13 protein-coding genes and 2 pseudogenes are annotated in these 16320 nt (G+C 72.5%); 8 read left to right on the top strand and 7 right to left on the bottom strand.

Annotation, left to right across the window (positions count from 1 at the left end):
- Window positions 1-89 precede the first annotated feature (89 nt).
- The 3 genes from ABD211_RS00075 to ABD211_RS00065 are packed head-to-tail and all read left to right on the top strand — an operon-like array spanning window position 90 to window position 5417.
- The gene (locus tag ABD211_RS00075; RefSeq protein WP_344124914.1) at window positions 90-1037 is read left to right on the top strand and encodes a TIGR03557 family F420-dependent LLM class oxidoreductase; all 948 of its coding nucleotides are present in this window, start codon (window positions 90-92) and stop codon (window positions 1035-1037) included.
- Between the two features lie 7 nt (window positions 1038-1044).
- Entirely contained in the window at window positions 1045-3363 is a 2319-nt protein-coding gene (locus ABD211_RS00070; protein ID WP_344124913.1) for a glycoside hydrolase family 31 protein, read from the top strand.
- Window positions 3360-5417, top strand: coding sequence for a glycoside hydrolase family 65 protein (locus tag ABD211_RS00065; RefSeq protein ID WP_344124912.1), 2058 nt, complete (start codon window positions 3360-3362; stop codon window positions 5415-5417). Before ABD211_RS00070 ends, ABD211_RS00065 begins: the two co-directional genes overlap by 4 nt.
- 9 nt (window positions 5418-5426) lie before the next feature.
- On the opposite strand, the gene ABD211_RS00060 is transcribed toward ABD211_RS00065, so the two are convergent.
- Window positions 5427-6458: a YihY/virulence factor BrkB family protein gene (locus ABD211_RS00060; protein WP_344124958.1), complete on the bottom strand. Its 1032-nt coding sequence runs from the start codon at window positions 6456-6458 to the stop codon at window positions 5427-5429.
- 209 nt (window positions 6459-6667) lie between these two features.
- Here ABD211_RS00060 and ABD211_RS00055 point away from each other — a divergent pair, with 209 nt between their 5' ends.
- Window positions 6668-9064 carry a putative bifunctional diguanylate cyclase/phosphodiesterase gene (locus ABD211_RS00055; protein WP_344124911.1) on the top strand — a complete coding sequence of 799 codons (2397 nt, stop codon included), beginning with the start codon at window positions 6668-6670 and terminating at the stop codon, window positions 9062-9064.
- Here the strand turns inward: ABD211_RS00055 and ABD211_RS00050 are convergent.
- On the bottom strand, window positions 9016-10410 hold the full coding sequence (locus ABD211_RS00050; RefSeq protein WP_344124910.1) for an MFS transporter: 1395 nt from the start codon (window positions 10408-10410) through the stop codon (window positions 9016-9018). The genes ABD211_RS00055 and ABD211_RS00050 overlap by 49 nt on opposite strands.
- A gap of 124 nt (window positions 10411-10534) precedes the next feature.
- A pseudogene (locus ABD211_RS00045) lies at window positions 10535-11226 on the bottom strand (hypothetical protein).
- A gap of 98 nt (window positions 11227-11324) precedes the next feature.
- Here ABD211_RS00045 and ABD211_RS00040 point away from each other — a divergent pair.
- Window positions 11325-11801: a hemerythrin domain-containing protein gene (locus tag ABD211_RS00040; RefSeq protein WP_344124909.1), complete on the top strand. Its 477-nt coding sequence runs from the start codon at window positions 11325-11327 to the stop codon at window positions 11799-11801.
- Between the two features lie 9 nt (window positions 11802-11810).
- Here ABD211_RS00040 and ABD211_RS00035 read toward each other — a convergent pair whose 3' ends face one another.
- Together ABD211_RS00035 and ABD211_RS33815 are read right to left on the bottom strand one after the other, a co-directional pair.
- Window positions 11811-11990, bottom strand: a complete 180-nt coding sequence (locus ABD211_RS00035; RefSeq protein WP_344124908.1) for a hypothetical protein — start codon at window positions 11988-11990, stop codon at window positions 11811-11813.
- Window positions 11991-12057: 67 nt separating this feature from the next.
- A pseudogene (locus tag ABD211_RS33815) lies at window positions 12058-12396 on the bottom strand (LLM class flavin-dependent oxidoreductase); the annotation flags it as partial.
- Window positions 12397-12610: 214 nt separating this feature from the next.
- On the opposite strand from ABD211_RS33815, the gene ABD211_RS00025 reads away from it, so the two are divergent.
- Window positions 12611-13723: an S-(hydroxymethyl)mycothiol dehydrogenase gene (locus ABD211_RS00025; protein WP_344124906.1), complete on the top strand. Its 1113-nt coding sequence runs from the start codon at window positions 12611-12613 to the stop codon at window positions 13721-13723.
- 319 nt (window positions 13724-14042) lie between these two features.
- Here the strand turns inward: ABD211_RS00025 and ABD211_RS00020 are convergent, their stop codons facing one another.
- Window positions 14043-14570, bottom strand: a complete 528-nt coding sequence (locus tag ABD211_RS00020) for a MerR family transcriptional regulator (protein WP_344124905.1) — start codon at window positions 14568-14570, stop codon at window positions 14043-14045.
- Between ABD211_RS00020 and ABD211_RS00015 the strand changes: the two genes are divergently transcribed.
- Window positions 14545-14907: a hypothetical protein gene (locus ABD211_RS00015; protein WP_344124904.1), complete on the top strand. Its 363-nt coding sequence runs from the start codon at window positions 14545-14547 to the stop codon at window positions 14905-14907. The two genes, ABD211_RS00020 and ABD211_RS00015, sit on opposite strands and share 26 nt — an antisense overlap.
- A complete protein-coding gene (locus ABD211_RS00010; RefSeq protein ID WP_344124903.1) occupies window positions 14904-15305 on the top strand; it encodes a hypothetical protein in 402 nt (133 codons plus the stop codon). Before ABD211_RS00015 ends, ABD211_RS00010 begins: the two co-directional genes overlap by 4 nt.
- A gap of 8 nt (window positions 15306-15313) precedes the next feature.
- Here ABD211_RS00010 and ABD211_RS00005 read toward each other — a convergent pair whose 3' ends face one another.
- Window positions 15314-15808, bottom strand: coding sequence for a CAP domain-containing protein (locus tag ABD211_RS00005; RefSeq protein WP_344124902.1), 495 nt, complete (start codon window positions 15806-15808; stop codon window positions 15314-15316).
- Window positions 15809-16320: the final 512 nt, after the last annotated feature.

The following is a 16320-nucleotide window of genomic DNA, read 5'->3' as shown; positions in this document are numbered from 1 at the left end:
AGCCCGCGAAACGCCCCGGCCCCGCCGAGCGGGTTTGGCCTCCTCCCCCAGTGGTAAAAGGCCGGTCCAGCCGGACTTGGAGGTGGTCCATGGTGACCATCGGCTACGCACTCTCCAGTGAGGAACACCCGGCCCCTGACCTGGTCGGCTACGCGGCCCGCGCCGAGCAGGCCGGGTTCGGGTACGCGATGATCTCCGACCACTTCCACCCCTGGATCGGCGCGCAGGGGCAGAGCCCGTTCGTGTGGTCGGTGCTGGGCGGGATCGCGCAGGCGACCTCGACCCTGCGGGTCGGCACGGGGGTCACCTGCCCGACCGTGCGCTACCACCCGGCGGTGGTCGCCCAGGCGGCCGCGACGGTCGCCACGATGATGCCCGGCCGGTTCATGCTGGGCCTCGGCACGGGCGAGGCGCTCAACGAGCACGTCGTCGGCCGGCACTGGCCGGCGTACGAACGGCGGGCCGAGATGCTCGAGGAGGCCGTGGAGATCATCCGGGCGCTGTTCGCCGGTGACAACGTGCGCCACTACGGTCCGCACTTCACCGTCGAGAACGCGCGCCTGTACTCGCTGCCGGACACGCCGCCCCCGATCCTGCTCGCGGCGGGCGCGCCCCGGGCGGCCCGGCTCGCGTCCCGGATCGCCGACGGTCTCATCAACTACGCGCCCGACCCGGCGGTGGTCCGGGAGTTCGGCGACGACGAACGGCCCCGCTTCATCCAGTACAACGTGTGCTGGGCCGCGGACGAGGCGCAGGCGCGCGCGACCGCCCGGCGGGTCTGCCCGACCGTCGCGCTGCCCGGCGAACTCGGCCAGCACCTGCCCGACGTGGCGCACTACGAGCAGTTCGCCGGGACGGTCACCGAGGACCAGATCGCCGAGGTGATCGTGTGCGGCCCCGACCCCGAACGTCACCTCGCCGGCATCCAGCGCTGCGTGGATGCCGGGTACGACCACGTCCACGTCGACCAGGTCGGCCCCGACCAGGAGGGCTTCTTCACGTTCTACGAGCAGGAGATCCTGCCCAAGCTGCGCTAGGAGTGCCGTGTCCGGTGACCGCGAGCTGCGACCCGGGCCGCTTCGCCGCTGGCGACACGCGGGCCGCGCGGTTCTGGTCGAGTACGACGGCCCGGTGCTCTCCGTGACGCACCTGGCGGACGGCATCGCCCGGATCCGGCTGGCGCCTACCGGCGCGTTCGCGCCCCGACGGCCGTGGTCGGCGACCCCGCCGGACGACGCGTTCGACCCGGTGCCGGTCACCGTCGACGCGGACGCCGACGGCGTGCGCGTCAGCTCCGGCCGGTTGACCGTCCACGCGGCACGCGCCGGCGCCCGGGTCACCGTACGCGACCGCGACGGCACCGTCCTGCTCACCGACGGCCCGGACGGCGGCCCGGCCTGGCGCGCCGGCGGCGGGGCCACCTGGACGCGGCACATGCCGCGCGACGAGAACTATGTCGGCTTCGGCGAGCGCACCGGCCTGCTCGACCAGCGCGGGCGCCGGCTGACCTGCTGGTGCACCGACCGCTACGAGTTCCAGGGCCCCGGCGTGGACGAGCTGTACCAGGCGATCCCGTGCTACCTGGCCGTGGCGGCCTCCGGCCGCTGCCACGGCGTGTACCTGCACAACACGTACCGCAGCGCGATGGACCTGACCGCGGAGCGCGACCAGCGGCTCGTCATGTCGGTCGACGGCGGCGAGCTGGACTGGTACGTGCTGGCCGGCCCCGACCCGGCCGACGTGGTGGGCCGGTTCACCGCGCTGACCGGCCGGATGCCGCTGCCGCCCCGCTGGGCACTCGGCTACCAGCAGGCCCGCTGGGGCTACGCCTCGGCGGACCGGATCCGCTCGGTGGCCGCCGACCTGCGCCGCCACGGGGTGCCCGCCGACGTGCTCTACCTCGACATCGACCACCAGGACCGGTACCGCACGTTCACCTGGGACCCCGAGCGGTTCCCGGACCCGGCCGGCCTGGCCGCCGAGCTCGGTGCGGAGGGGTTCAAGCTGGCGGCCGTCGTGGACGTGGGCGTGAGCCGCGAGCCCGACGCCGGCTACGACGTGTTCGACGAGGGCCACCGCAAGGGTTATTTCCTGACCGAGGGCGGGGACCTGCTGCTGCGGCACGTCTGGCCGGGGTTGTGCGCGTTCCCCGACTTCGCCAGCGCGGCGGTGCGCCAGTGGTGGGGCGGTTGGTACGCGACCCTGCTGGACCGGGGCATGCGCGGCGTGGTCAACGACATGAACGAGCCGGCCATGCACGATCTGCCCATGGACCATCCGGACAGCGGCCGCGTGGAACCGCCCCCGGACACCCCGCACGACGAGGACGCCACCCACGCCGAGGTGCACAACGTGTACGCCCTGCTGGAGAACGCGGCCACGGACGCGGCGCTGCTGCAGGCGCGACCCGACGAGCGGATCCTGCGGCTGACCCGGGCGGGCGGGGCCGGCATCCAGCGCTACGCCGCCGTGTGGACGGGCGACAACGGCAGCCACTGGGAGCACCTGGAGATGTCGCTGCCGCAGCTGATGAACCTGGGCCTGTCCGGGGTGGCGTTCGCCGGCGCGGACATCGGCGGCTTCTTCGGCGACTGCGGGCCGGAGCTGCTGGCCCGCTGGTTCCAGCTGGGCTGCTGCTATCCCCTTGCCCGCAACCACTGCGCGCGCGGGCACGCCGACCAGGAGCCGTGGGTCTGGGGACCGGAGATCCTCGACGCGTGCCGGGCGGCCGTGCGGCAGCGCTACCGCCTCCTGCCGCACCTGTACACGCTGCTGGCGGACGCGGCGCAGACCGGCGCTCCCGTCCTGCGGCCACTGCTCTACCACTACCCGGCCGACCCGCTCGCGCGGCTGCGCGCCGACCAGGCGCTGCTGGGGCGCGACCTGATGGTCGCCCCGGTGCTGCGCCCCGGCGTGACCGCCCGCGCGGTCTACTTCCCGGCCGGCACCTGGCACGACACCCGGTCGGGCGAGGTACACGCGGGCGGACGCGCGGCGCTCGTCAGCGCCGTCCTGACGGAGGGCCTGCCGCTGTTCGCCCGTGGCGGCGGGGTCATCGCCTCCGGCCCGGTGGGCCAGCACACGGACGAGCTGCCCCTGGACCCGCTCACGCTCGACATCTACCCGGACAAGTCCGGGCGCGCCGACGGCGAGCTCTACGAGGACGACGGGACCTCCCTTGCCTACACGCGCGGCGCGTGGGCCCGGACCCGCTACGCCTACCGCGACGGCACGCTGACCGCCCGGCGGTCGGGACGGTTCGCCGTCCCGCCCCGGCGGGTGGAGATCCGGCTGCACGACCCCGACGGCACGCGCCACACGCACCTGCGCGAGGCGACGACGGATTGGACGGTGACGCCATGAGCTCCCCCATGAGTCCCGACCCGGTCACCACCTGGCGGCCGGAGTACCTGCCCGCCTACCTGGCGAACGGGCTGCTCGGCCTGCGGGTCGGCCCGGTGCCGCACCTGCGCGGCGTCGCGATCGTCAGCGGCTTCGAAGGGCTGGACCCGACGAACCTCGTGCGCTCCTTCGCCCGGGCGCCGTACCCGGTCGCCGGCGACGTGCGCATCGGCAGGGTCGCCCTGTCCGGCGCGCCCGAGCGGGCCACCCTGCGCGAGCAGCGCTACGACTTCGCGACCGGCGAGCTGCACACCCGCCTGTCGTTCGAGGGCACCGAGGCGCGCGCCGAGATCGACGTCCTGACGTTCTGCAGCCGCACCCTGCCGACGGTCGTCCTTCAGGAGATCGTCGTACGCGTCGACCGCGCGTGCGACCTGATGCTCTCGGCCGCCGTCGACACCGGGCGCGTCCCCGGCGCCTGGGGCGACCGGATGACCGACCGGTTCGCGGTCGACGGGCTGCTGCGCTGGCTGAGCCACGGCGGGACCAGCTCGTGCGGCGCGGCCTACGTGAGCGAACTGGCCGGCGCGCGCGACGCCGAGCGGACGTTCGACCTCAGCGGCGTGGCACCGCTGAGCACCAGCTACACGTTCCGTGCCGAGCCGGGCCGGCCCTACCGGCTGCGGCAGCTGACCAGCCTGGTGCCCGACGTCCTGCACGACCAGCCGCACCTGCAGGCCGTACGCCTGGTGAACGCGGCCGTGGAGCGGGGCTTCGACGAGCTGCGCCGACAGAACGCGCAGGCGTGGCGGGAGCTGTGGCGCGGGCGGATCGTGCTGGCGGGCGCGCCCGCCCGGTGGCAGGCGATGGCCGACGCGGCGTACTTCTACCTGCACACCTCCGTGCACCGGTCCTCCCCGGCGAGCACCTGCCTGTTCGGCATGGCGTACTGGCCGGACTACCACTACTACCGGGGCCACGTCATGTGGGACATCGAGACGTTCGTGGTCCCGCCGTTGCTGCTCACCCACCCGGAGGCGGCGTGCACCCTGCTCAACTACCGGTCGCTCCGACTGGACGGCGCGCGCGCGAACGCGGCGATGGCGGGTTTCCGGGGGCTGCACTTCCCGTGGGAGTCCAGCATGCGCCTCGGGCAGGAGGCCTCGCCGCTGGACGCCCCGGCGCCGGACAAGGAGCACCACGTCGGCATGGGCGTCGCGCTGGCGTTCGCGCGGTACGTGCACGCCACGGGCGACCGCGACTTCGCCGCCACGCACGCGTGGCCGGTCCTCAACGGCGTCGCGGAGTGGATCTCCAGCCGGCTGGTCCGGACGGCGCGCGGCTGCGAGATCCTCGGCGTGAACGGGATCGCCGAGATCGAGGGGATGGTCGACAACAACGCCTTTGTCAACATGTCGGCCGCGGTGGCGCTGCGGGAGGCGGCCACCCTCGGCCGCTCGCTGGGCCGGGGGCGGGTGGAGGCGTGGGAGAAGGCCGCGGTGGACATGGTCCTGGCGACCGACCCGGACACCGGCGTCATCCTCAACAACGACGGCTACGACCGCGGCGAGGGCAAGGCGGGCACCCCGGAGGCCCCGGCCGGGCTGTTCCCGGCCGGCTTCGAGACCGACCCCGAGACCGAGCGGCGCACGTTCGCCTTCTACCTGGACCAGGCCGACTCGTACCTGGGCTCGCCGATGCTGTCCGCGCTGCTGGGCGTCTACGCCGCCCGCACCGGCGACCGGGACCTGGCGCTGGAGATGTTCGAGCGGGGGTACGCCCGGTTCGTCGTCGACCCGTACCTGACCACCCTGGAGTACGACCCGGCGGTGTTCCCCGACCAGACCAGGGCCGGCCCGTTCTCGGCCAACCTCGGCGGCTTCCTGACCGCCTGCCTGTACGGCCTGACGGGCCTGACGCTCGACGGTGGCGACCCGAAGGGCTGGCCCCGCCGGCCGGTGACGCTGCCGCGCGGCTGGGACGCCATCACCGCGGACGGCCTGCACGTACGCGATCACGAGGCGGTGCTCCGGGCCGAGCACGGCGCGGAGCGCGCGCGGCTCACGCTGTGCTGAGGGTGGCGGTCAGCGCAGGTCGCTGGTCTGGTCTTCCTTGACCTTGCTGGTGTCCCGCAACCGCACGTACGGCTCCTCGGCGGGCGGCTGGCCCGCGGCGATGGCGCGCTGACGCTCCAGTTCGGCGTTGAGCTCGGCGCCGTAGAGGATCGCGAGGTTCGACAGCCACATCCAGACGAGGAAGACGATCACGCTGCCCAGCGCCCCGTACGTCTTGTTGTAGGAGGCGAAGTTCGTCGCGTACACGCCGAAGACGACCGAGGAGAGCACCCACAGGACAACCGCGACCACGCCCCCCGGCGTGACCCACGCGAACCCGCCGTGGCGCACGTTCGGCGCGGCCCAGTAGAGGATCGCGAACATGAGGCTGACCAGGATCACCAGCAGGAACCACTTCACGACGTTCCAGACGGCGACCGTCGTGCCCGAGGCGTCCAGCGCCGCGCCGATCTGCTCGGCCAGCTGTCCGCTGACCACGACGATGAGGACGCTGGCGACGAGCAGGATGCCGGTGACGATCGTGATGCCGAGCCGCACCGGCAGCTTCTTCCAGATCGGGCGCCCCTCCGGCACGTCGTAGATCGCGTTGGAGGCCTGCATGAAGCCGGCCACGTACCCCGACGCGGACCAGATCCCGATGAGCAGACCCACGACCGCGGCGAGGCCGGCCTTGCCGCCGCCGGACTGGATGTTGGTCAGCGCCGCGGTGAGGATGTCCCGGGCCGGCCCGGGGACGACCGGCGCGACCGTGTCCAGCAGGTCCTTCGTCAGGCTGTCGCTGAGCAGCCCCAGCACGGCCACGAGCACGAGCAGGCCCGGGAAGATCGACAGAATGCCGTAGTACGTGAGCGCCGCCGCCCAGACGGTGAGATTGTCCTTCTGGAACTCGGTCACCGACCGCCGCATCGCGCCCCACATCGAACGCTTGTCCAGCCCCGCCGGACTGTCCGGCCCCGCCTCCGGCGGCGGCGCCGTCTGCAGTTCCGGATGCGACCCCGCCTTGCGCCCCGCGGCTGCCCCCGTCGGGTCCTTGTCCACCACGACTGGCAACTACCCCGCACGTCCACCGCGAAACCGCCATGCCGGCAAACCACTGCCGGATTTGACCGATGATCCATCGCCCGACCGACCCATCCGCTATGCGTGCGGCGGGCCTTACGTTAAGTTAGTGCCGGTCTCGCAACATGTTCCGGTCATCACCCCGCCAGCCGCGCACCGTCGTCAATTCACCCCTCGGTCCCAGGAAGCAGATGGCACTCGGAAGTGTTGGTCCGTCCCATCGCCCGTGGCTGATCCTCCTCGCCGGGGGAACCGCTGTCGTCCTGGCCGGACAGGCGCTCCCGCTCCGGGTTGGGGCGGCGCTGTGGGTCGTGGTGGCCCTGGTCGCGCTCGGTGTGGCCACCGTGGCGATAACCCGCCGGGACGCCGTGCACCGGTCGGGCTGGTGGGCGCTGCTGACCGGTTGCGGTCTGGGCGTCGCGTCGGGCGCGATCTACCTGATCCCCGATCCGCCGGTCCTCGCGTGGGTCACCGCGATCGCCGCGCGGCACGCGCTGTTCGTCGTCGGCCTGCTGTTGCTCTTCGGGGTACGGCGGGCGCGCCCGCCGGGTCAGAACATCCTGGACGCCGCCATCGTCTCGGTCGGCCTCGCCGTCGTGGGCTGGACGTTCCTGGTCGGACCGTCGATCGGCAACCGCACGCCCACGGCCGCCTACTTCGGGGTCGCCATCGTCTTCACCGTTCTCGACCTGGTGACGCTCGGCTGCGTGGTGCGCATCCTGCAGGGCGGCCCGTCGCGGACGCCGACGATGTCGCTGCTCGCCGCGGCCGGCGGGGTCGTGCTCGTGGCCGACCTGGCCAGCGCCACCCGGATCGCGGCCGTCGGCCTGGTGGGGTTCCAGCCGGGCGGGATCATCCACCTGTCCTGGCAGGTGTGCGGCCTGCTGCTCGCCGCGGCGACCCTGCACCCCACGTTCGGGGTGGGCTACCCGGCACCCGCGGCCGCCGGCGCCGACCAGTCGGACGTGGGACTGCCCCGGACGCGCATGGCGATCTTCATCGCGACGGGCCTCATCGCGCCGGCCATGCCGGTCATCGCCGTCTGGCTCGCCGGGGACATCGGGGTCGCCACGGCACTGCCGACCCTCATCGGGTCGGCCGTCCTCACGGGCGTACTCCTGGTGCTGCTGGTGGTGAAGTTGGGCCAGGTGGCGCGCCTGGCCGACCGGCGCGCGCAGTACCTGAAGGTGCAGGCCGCGACGTTGGTCGTGCAGGCCGGCGTGCTGCACCAGTCCATGGCCGAGCAGGAGAAGCTGCAACGCCAGATGACCCACCGCGCTCTGCACGACCCCCTGACCGGGCTGGCCAACCGGGCCCTGCTCATGGAGCGGCTGGAGCGGATGCTGCCCACCATGTCCGACGGGTGCGGCGGCCTGCTCCTGCTCGACCTCGACGGCTTCAAGGACGTCAACGACACGCTCGGCCACCCGGCCGGCGACGACGTGCTGGTGCAGGTGGCCGACCGCCTGCACGCCGCGATCGGGGAGTCCGGCACAGTGGCCCGGCTCGGCGGCGACGAGTTCGCGCTGCTGCTCGCCGACACCGGACCCGACCTGTGCCGGCACGTCGCGGACCGGATGGTCGAGGTGATCCGCCGGCCGTACCAGGTGGCCGACCGCCAGGTGTACCTGGCCGCGAGCGGCGGGCTGCTGCTGCTCGACCGGGAGCGGGTCGACCCCGCCGAGGCGCTGCGCGACGCGGACCTCGCCCTCTACGCGGCGAAGGAGGCCGGCAAGAACCAGGTGGTCGAGTTCTCCCCGGGCATGCGCGAGTTCCGGCTGCACTACGCGCAGCTCGCCGCCGGCCTGCAGGTGGCGCTGGCCGGCGACGCGCTGACCGTGCTCTACCAGCCGATCGTGGACCTGGCCTGCGGCCGCCCGGTGGCCCTGGAGGCGCTGCTGCGCTGGCGGGGCGCCGACGGCCGGTTCGTGCCGCCCGGGCAGTTCATCCCGGTCGCGGAGGACATCGGGGTGGTCAGCGCCATCGGCGACCAGGTGCTGCGGGACGCCTGCGCGCAGGCCGCGCGGTGGTTCGACCGCCACCAGGTGGCGGTCAGCGTGAACGTGTCCGGGCGCCAACTGGTGCTGCCCGACTTCGCCGACACGGTGCTCGGCCACCTGGTCACGGCCGGGCTGCCGCCGCAGGCGCTGATCCTGGAGATCACCGAGACGGTCCTGGTCGGGCCGACCGGCCCGGCGAAGGACATCGCCTACGACGGCCTCGCCGCGCTGCGCCGCCACGGCGTGCGCATCGCCGTCGACGACTTCGGCACCGGCTACTCGTCCCTGTCGTACCTGCACCGGCTGCCCATCGACATCCTGAAGATCGATCAGACCTTCACGGGCGCGCTCGACTCCACGGAGGAACGTGAGGCGGCGCTCGTCGGCGCGATCCTGGCGCTGGGCACCAGCCTGGCGGTGCCGACCATCGCCGAGGGCGTGGAGACGCCGCGCCAGGCGGCGCTGCTGCGCGCGATGAACTGCCCGATGGCGCAGGGGTACCACTTCGCCCGGCCGGGCACGACCAGCGAGATCACCGACTACCTCGCGGGCACCGCTCCGCGGCGGGCGCCGTCCGTGCCCAGCTGAAATCCCGGGTGGGCGCCGCCGCCGAAGCGGATGTCGACGTCGCGGGTCTCGCGGGAAAGCACGAACGCCACCAGCGACACGGACGCGGTCAGCATCACCCACCCGGCGACCAGCCACGGCCCGCCACCTGCGGCGGGCAGCAGCGCCGCCGCGATCAGCGGGGAGAAGCCGGACACCGCCGCGCCGATCTCGCGCGACGCGGCGAAGCCGGTGTAGCGCACGCCCGGGCCGAACAGCTCGGCGTAGAACGCCGGCTGGACCGCGATGGTCGGCGCGAAGCCGAGCGCCGTCGCCACGATCAGGGCCGACCAGATCACCACCGGCTCGCCGGTGTCGATCAGCATGAACAGTGGAAAGGCGAACAGCCCGGTGAAGGCGGCGCTGAAGATGTTCAGCGGGCGCCGGCCGACGCGGTCGGCGAGGCGGCCGTAGACCGGTTGCAGCGCGATCACGACAAGGCTGAACAGGATGGTCCCGGTGAGCGCGACGGTCCGGTCCAGATGCAGGTGCTGCGTCACGTACGTGATCATGAAAGTGCTGTAGATGTACACGACCGCGGTGTCGCAGATGTGCGCGCCGACGCCGATGAGGAAGTTGCCCCGGTAGTGGCGCAGCGTCTCGCGCACCGGCCGCCGCACGACCAGCTGCCGCTGCTCCATCTGCCGGAACACCGGTGACTCGGCCACCCGCAGCCGCACGTACAGCGACACGAACACGAGCAGGAAGCTGGCCAGGAACGGCATCCGCCAGGCCCAGCCCAGCAGGGCGTCGCGGTCCAGCCCCACGATGAGGAAGGCCACCGTGCCGGTGAGCAGCCCGATCTGGACGCCGGTCTGCACGAACGAGGCGTAGTAACCCCGGCGGCCCGGCGGCGCGTGCTCAGCGAGCAGGATGGACGCGCCGCCGAACTCGGCGCCCGCGCCGAGCCCCTGGAGCACCCGGGTCAGCACGAGCAGGATCGGCGCCAGGGCGCCGACCGTCTCGTAGGTGGGCAACAGGCCGATGCCGCCGGTCGCGAAGCCCATCAGCAGCGTGGTCAGGACCAGCGTCGAGCGCCGCCCGATCCGGTCCCCGAGCTGCCCGAAGAGGAACCCGCCGAGCGGGCGGAACAGGAACGCCACCGCGAACGTCGCGAACGACGCGAGCCCGCTGACGGTCGGATCGTGTCCCGGGAAGAACAGCGTGCCGAAGACGAGCGCCGCGGCCATGCCGTAGATGAAGAAGTCGTACCACTCGAGCGCCGTGCCGACGAGCGAGGCGAACACGATGCGGCGCAGCTCCCGGCGTTCCGTCGAGCGCGGCAGGCGTTCGGCGGTGCCCGGCGGTTCGGCATCGATGAACGTCACGCGGGCGCTCCTGGAAAAGGTGGGGTGGATCCGGGCGGTGCGTGGATGCCGGGAAAAGGCTTACCCGTGGGTGTTCGGATGGCGAACACTCTACCGGCCCACGGGTCCCGGGCACGCCGTCCACTCAGGCCACCGGTCCCGCCGCGAACCGGTGCGCTCCGTGCTGGTGCAACACGGTGAGGACGGCCCGCTCCACCGCCCGCGGGGCCGGGGGCGCGGCGGCGAGGGCGCGCCGGGTAGGTCTCGGTATCGTCGTGCCCGCCAGGAACGGGTCGACGACCCGCGGATCGATGTACGAGGTCCGGGCGACCGTCGGGGTGTTGCCCAGTTCCCCGGCGACGCCGCGCACCACGGCGGCCGCCACCCGCTCGCGGCGGGTCCGCGAGCCGCCGGCGGCCTCGTGGGCGAACAGCATGGCGGCCAGCACCGTGGCGTGCCAGGTGCGGAAGTCGTTGGCGCTGACCTCGCAGCCGGCGGCCTCCCTCAGGTAGGCGCTGATCCAGGGTAGGCGGCGGGCGACGGTCAGGACGTGGTCGAACTTCTCGGCGTCGCGCCGCTGCCGCCACCGCGGGTGGTACAGGTACTGGCGCCGGCCCGCGGTGTCGGTGCCGATCGCCTGGATGTGGCCGGTCGGGCGGCCGGGTGGGGGCGGATCCACACCTGCTCCCAGGCGGGCGGGATCGCGAGCGACCGGATCCGGGCGACGTCGTCGGCGTCGGTCAGCCGGCGCCCGGCCGCGTCCAGGTACACGAATCCGCGCCCGTACCGCCGCCGGCCGTACCCGGGGCCGCCCGGATCAGCCCGCCGCAACCGCATGCCGCAGGTGTACCCCGGCGAAAGCCATCGGTAACGCGGCGTGTGAGGACGCCCGGGCGGGGTATAGCGCCGGTTGACGCACGAGAAAGGGGCTCCCGATGGACGCCATCGTCTTGCTCAAGGACGACCACAAGACCGTCGACACGCTGTTCAAGGAGTTCGAGAAGACCAAGGAGACCGCCACCGCCGCCGCGAAGCGGCGCCTGGTCGACCAGATCATCACCGAGCTGACCACCCACGCCTTCATCGAAGAGACGATCTTCTACCCGGCGGCGCGGGAGGCGGTGCCCGAGACCGAGGACCACGTCCTGGAGAGCGTCGAGGAGCACCACGTCGTGGCCTGGCTGCTGGCCGAGCTGCAGAACCTCAACCCCGACCACGAGACCTTCGACGCCAAGGTGACCGTGCTGATCGAGAACGTGCGCCACCACGTCGAGGAGGAGGAGAAGGAGTGGTTCCCGGAGGTCCGCAAGGCGATGGGCCGCAAGCGCCTCGTCGAGCTCGCCGAGGAGCTCACGGCCGCCAAGCCGCACGCCCCGAAGGACCCCATGAGCCTGGCCTCCGCCAAGGCGTGAGCGCGACCGCTACGCCAGCGCGGGCAGCACCTCGTCCCGGTAGAGCTGGATGAACTCGCGGTAGTGCGGTCCGACGCTGGCCACGTACACCTCGTCGAGGCCAGCGTCGGCGTACGCGCGCAGGCTCTCGACGTGGGCCTTCGCGTCGGGGCCGCACGGCAGCGCGTCGGCCGTCATCTCCTTCGTCACCAGCGTCGTGGCCTGCTCGGTGTTGCGGCGTGGACAGCACCCGGGCGAGCTCGCCGGGCACCCCGGCCGTGCCCCACAGCCGGTGCGCGATGTCGACCGCCTCGTCCCGGGTCGGCGCCCAGCAGCCCTTCGCCCCGGCCATCGTCGGCTTGCCGGGGGCGCCGTCGCGGAACCGCTTGACCAGCTCCGCGTCCGGCGCGGTGGTCACGTACCCGTCGCCGATGCGGGCCGCCAGGTCGGTGGCCATCGGCCCGAATCCGGACACGAACACCGGCGGGGGGCGGTCCGGCAGCGTATAGATCCGCGCGTTCTCGACCCTGTAGTACGTGCCCCGATGGTCGACCACCTCGCCGGTCCACAGCCGACGCATGATCTCCACCGCCTCCTCCAGCATCGCCAGCCGCACCGCGGCGGGCGGCCAGTGTCGACCGACGATGTGCTCGTTGAGCGCCTCGCCGGAGCCGACTCGGCCCTACTCGACGGTGGCCGTTGATCCGACCGGCCGGGCCGCCGACACTGGAGGCCAACGTCCACCCGGAACCGCGTCCCACGGTGCCGGATCGTGGCGACGTCGCGCATCCGGCCGCGCTCCGAACCGTTTGACGGGAAGGGAGTCAGTCATGGCATCGGATGGGGAGAGCCGCCACGTGCACGAGGTTCGCGGGGTCGTCGCGGGAGCGAAGGGCAGGGCCGTCTCCATCGAGACCGTCCTGGTGCCCGACCCGGGCCCGGGCGAGGCGCTGGTCACGGTCGCGGCCTGCGGGGTGTGCCACACGGACCTGCACTACCGCGAGGGCCACATCAACGACGAGTTCCCGTTCCTGCTCGGCCACGAGGCGGCCGGCGTCGTCGAGGCCGTCGGCACCGACGTCACCGACCTGTCCCCCGGCGACTTCGTGGTGCTCAACTGGCGCGCGGTGTGCGGGCGGTGCCGCGCCTGCCGGCGCGGCCGGCCGTGGTACTGCTTCGCCACCCACAACGCGACGCAGAAGATGACCCTGGCCGACGGCACCGTCCTGGCGCCGGCGCTGGGCATCGGCGCGTTCGCCGAGAAGACGCTCGTCGCCGCCGGCCAGTGCACGAAGGTGGACCCGGCGGTCACGCCGGCCGTCGCCGGCCTGCTCGGCTGCGGCGTCATGGCCGGCATCGGCGCCGCGCTGAACACGGGCGCGGTCACCCGGGGCGACAGCGTCGCGGTCATCGGTTGCGGCGGCGTGGGCAACGCGGCCATCGCCGCGTCCCGGCTGGCCGGCGCCACCACCATCATCGGCATCGACCTCGACGACCGGAAGCTCGCCTGGGCCCGCGACCTGGGCGCGACCCACACGGTCAACGCCGGCGGCGCCGACCCGGTCGAGGCGGTGCGCGGGCTCACCGACGGCCACGGCGCCGACGTGGTGATCGACGCCGTGGGCACGCCCGACACGTACCGGCAGGCCTTCTACGCCCGCGACCTGGCCGGCACGGTCGTGCTCGTCGGCGTGCCGTCCCCGGAGATGACCCTCGAACTGCCGCTGCTGGACGTGTTCGGCCGCGGCGGCGCGCTCAGATCCTCCTGGTACGGCGACTGCCTGCCGTCGCGCGACTTCCCCACGCTGATCTGCCTGCACCTGCAGGGCCGCCTCCCGCTGGACGCCTTCGTCTCCGAGACCATCCCCCTCGACGGCGTCGAGGACGCCTTCGCCAAGATGCGCCGCGGCGAGGTCCTCCGCTCGGTCGTCACCTTCCCCTGACGACCCGGAACTTTCTTGATCAATGGCATCGCCGGCCCGTCGGGGCGGGCGGCAGGGTGGCAGTAGCAGACGTTTGGCCAATGACGTGTGGTCATCGTGCGTTGAGTTCCGCACGCTACTGGCCATACATCGGCGGGTCCCGCGATGCGGCTTCAGATGGCCGGGTGGATCGGGGTTATGGACGTAGCGTGGTTGGCGAGGTCACGGTCGCACCGGGTCCGGGCCGACCCGCCACGCCGCGACCCCTCGCGGGCCGCCCAAGCAGCCAAGCCGACGCCGTTGGCGGTGCCAGAACGTCCCTTTCCATCCACAACCCGGCCTACCGACCCCGGTCGGGGTCCGTGCGGCGGGTCACCGCGTCGGCGGCCGCCTCGTCGAGGGCGGTGGCCAGCAGGTCCTGCACGGCGAGGGCGGCCAGCTCCCGGAACTTCCTGATCTCGGCCGTCAGGGCGGCGGGGTCGAAGTCCTCGTCATCACCCGCCACGTGGCGCTCGAACAGCGCCACGAACCGGTCCGCGATGCGTCGCGTGTCCCCGGCCAGCCGCTCGTACTCCTCGATCGACGCGGCCGCCGGCACCCCGCGCCGGCCCAACTCCCGCCCGATGGTGAGAAAGGCCCGATTGGGTACGCGCACGGCGCCCGTCTCCTCGTCGAAGGCGACCAGGCCGAGCGTCATCGCGCGTTGCACGCTGTCGAGGTCGACCTCGCCGCCGGGGAACAGCTCCGCGAAGTCCTCGGCGGTCAGCTCGACGGGCTCCGTCGCGGCGCCGGAGCTGCCGGCGGACAGTTCGTGCTCCAGCCCGAGCAGGTCGGACAGGCTCGTGCCCTGGCTCCAGCCGTCGAGCACCGCGTTCGTCGAGATGAACCACGTCGTCTTCGCGCCGCTCGCCCGGCGCTGGTTCGGCCGGCACGCCGGGGTGGCGCTGTTCGCGCTCTCGGGGCTGCTGCACGAGGCCGCCATCAGCCTGCCGGTCATGGCGGGCTTCGGCGGACCGACCACGTACTTCCTGCTGCACGCCGCCGCGGTGCGGGCGGAGGCGCGGCTCGGCGTCGCCCGCTGGCCCCGGCCGCTCGCCCGCCTGTGGACCTGGGGCTGGGTCCTCGTGCCGCTGCCGCTGCTGTTCCACACCCCGTTCCGCGACGGCCTCGTCGTCCCCCTCTTCACCCACTGGAGCGCGTCATGATGGACCTCGCCGTGTGGCTCGCCGGAGCCGCCCACTTCACCCTGCTCGCCGTCAGCGTCCAGGTGCCCGCGCGCCTCGGCTGGCGCACCGACCTCGCCAAGCTGACCGACTTCAACCGCCGCTTCGTGTGGGTCGCGGGCGGCTACGTCGTCTTCACCTACGTCGCGTTCGGCCTACTCACCCTGGTGTTGCACGACGAGCTGGTGCGCGGCGACCGTGCGGCCGCCGCGCTTGCCGCCTTCATCGGGCTGTACTGGCTCGCCCGCGTCGTCGTTGACGCCACCGCGTTCCGCCGGGCGCCGTGGCCGTCGGGATGGGTGTTCCGGCTCGGCCACGTGGCGCTGACCGCGCTGTTCACCTACTTCGCGGTGGTCTATCTGATCCTCGCGCTGAGGTGAGCGCGGGGTCAGTGGGCGGCGAAATCGCCGACCGCGTAGTACTTGGCGTTGTCGGGGTAGAGGACGCCGAAGCCGGCGTGGGTGAACGCGCAGTTCTCGATGATCTCCTTGTGCGGCGGGCTGTTCAGCCACCACGCCACCGCCGCCTTGTAGTCGCTGGCGGCGTCGCTCCAGTACATGATCTCGCCGGTGCGGGACGCGGGGGTGAACCCGGCCTCGGCGATACGGGACGCGGGGGTGCTGCCGTCGCTGCCCGTGTGCTGCTTCACGTTGTTGTCACGCATGTCGGTGGCGTGGCGGTAGGCGGCGTCGCTCAGCTTCTGGTCGCGCGTCAGCGCCGGGCAGTTCACCAACGCGCGCTTCTGGTTGACCAGGGCCAGCATGTTCGACTCCTCCAACGACGCGCTGCCGTCGACGACACTCGCGCCCGGTTCGCACGAGGCCGCGCCGGTGAGCAGAACGACGGCGACCGCCACGGTGGCGGCCAGAACACGTTTCATCATCGGTTCCTCCTCTGTGGACACCTCTATGAGAGGCCCTCGGAGGGCCGCCAGGCCGCCCTTCGTCCGTGACTCGACGATCGCATCGACCGGGCTGACTCTTCGGTCGCGAGCTTTACGAAACTATCGGCCACATTGGCCCTGATAGCGGGCACCGGGCCGATAGTCGGCCGGGCCGATCACGGACGGCGCCGACGTTCCGCCACCCCAGCCTGGTCTTTGCGTTTTTTCCAAAAGCCTTTAATGGAAGCAAAGGAATCGAAACATTTACGAAACTCGTTGACAGACGAACGGCGCGCCAACCACACTTTCGCCATCGATCGCAATCGACCGATCGGTCCGGGTGCCCGTTCCGACCCGGCCCTGCCGTGCTGTACGACGCCGACACGCGGTGGCGGGCGCCCTCCGGCCACCGGGAGCTCGTGTCGCGCGTCGTACAGCACCGCACCGCAGGCCTGCACAAGGAGGAAGCGCTCACATGAACGACGTCCCCGTCCCCGTCCCGACGAGCCGCA

The sequence above is a fragment of the Luedemannella flava genome (genome assembly GCF_039528515.1).
Lineage (GTDB): Bacteria > Actinomycetota > Actinomycetes > Mycobacteriales > Micromonosporaceae > Luedemannella > Luedemannella flava.
The sequence above is the reverse complement of the archived record's forward strand: the minus strand, read 5'-3'. Positions and strand labels throughout refer to the sequence as shown.

What these genes read in the sequence shown, in the direction of transcription:
- ABD211_RS00005 (WP_344124902.1), bottom strand. Translation starts at nt 15,808, where the DNA reads ATGATGAAACGTGTTCTGGCCGCCACCGTGGCGGTCGCCGTCGTTCTG.
- ABD211_RS00065 (WP_344124912.1), top strand. Translation starts at nt 3,360, where the DNA reads ATGAGCTCCCCCATGAGTCCCGACCCGGTCACCACCTGGCGGCCGGAG.
- ABD211_RS00075 (WP_344124914.1), top strand. Translation starts at nt 90, where the DNA reads ATGGTGACCATCGGCTACGCACTCTCCAGTGAGGAACACCCGGCCCCT.
- ABD211_RS00055 (WP_344124911.1), top strand. Translation starts at nt 6,668, where the DNA reads ATGGCACTCGGAAGTGTTGGTCCGTCCCATCGCCCGTGGCTGATCCTC.
- ABD211_RS00025 (WP_344124906.1), top strand. Translation starts at nt 12,611, where the DNA reads ATGGCATCGGATGGGGAGAGCCGCCACGTGCACGAGGTTCGCGGGGTC.
- ABD211_RS00040 (WP_344124909.1), top strand. Translation starts at nt 11,325, where the DNA reads ATGGACGCCATCGTCTTGCTCAAGGACGACCACAAGACCGTCGACACG.
- ABD211_RS00010 (WP_344124903.1), top strand. Translation starts at nt 14,904, where the DNA reads ATGATGGACCTCGCCGTGTGGCTCGCCGGAGCCGCCCACTTCACCCTG.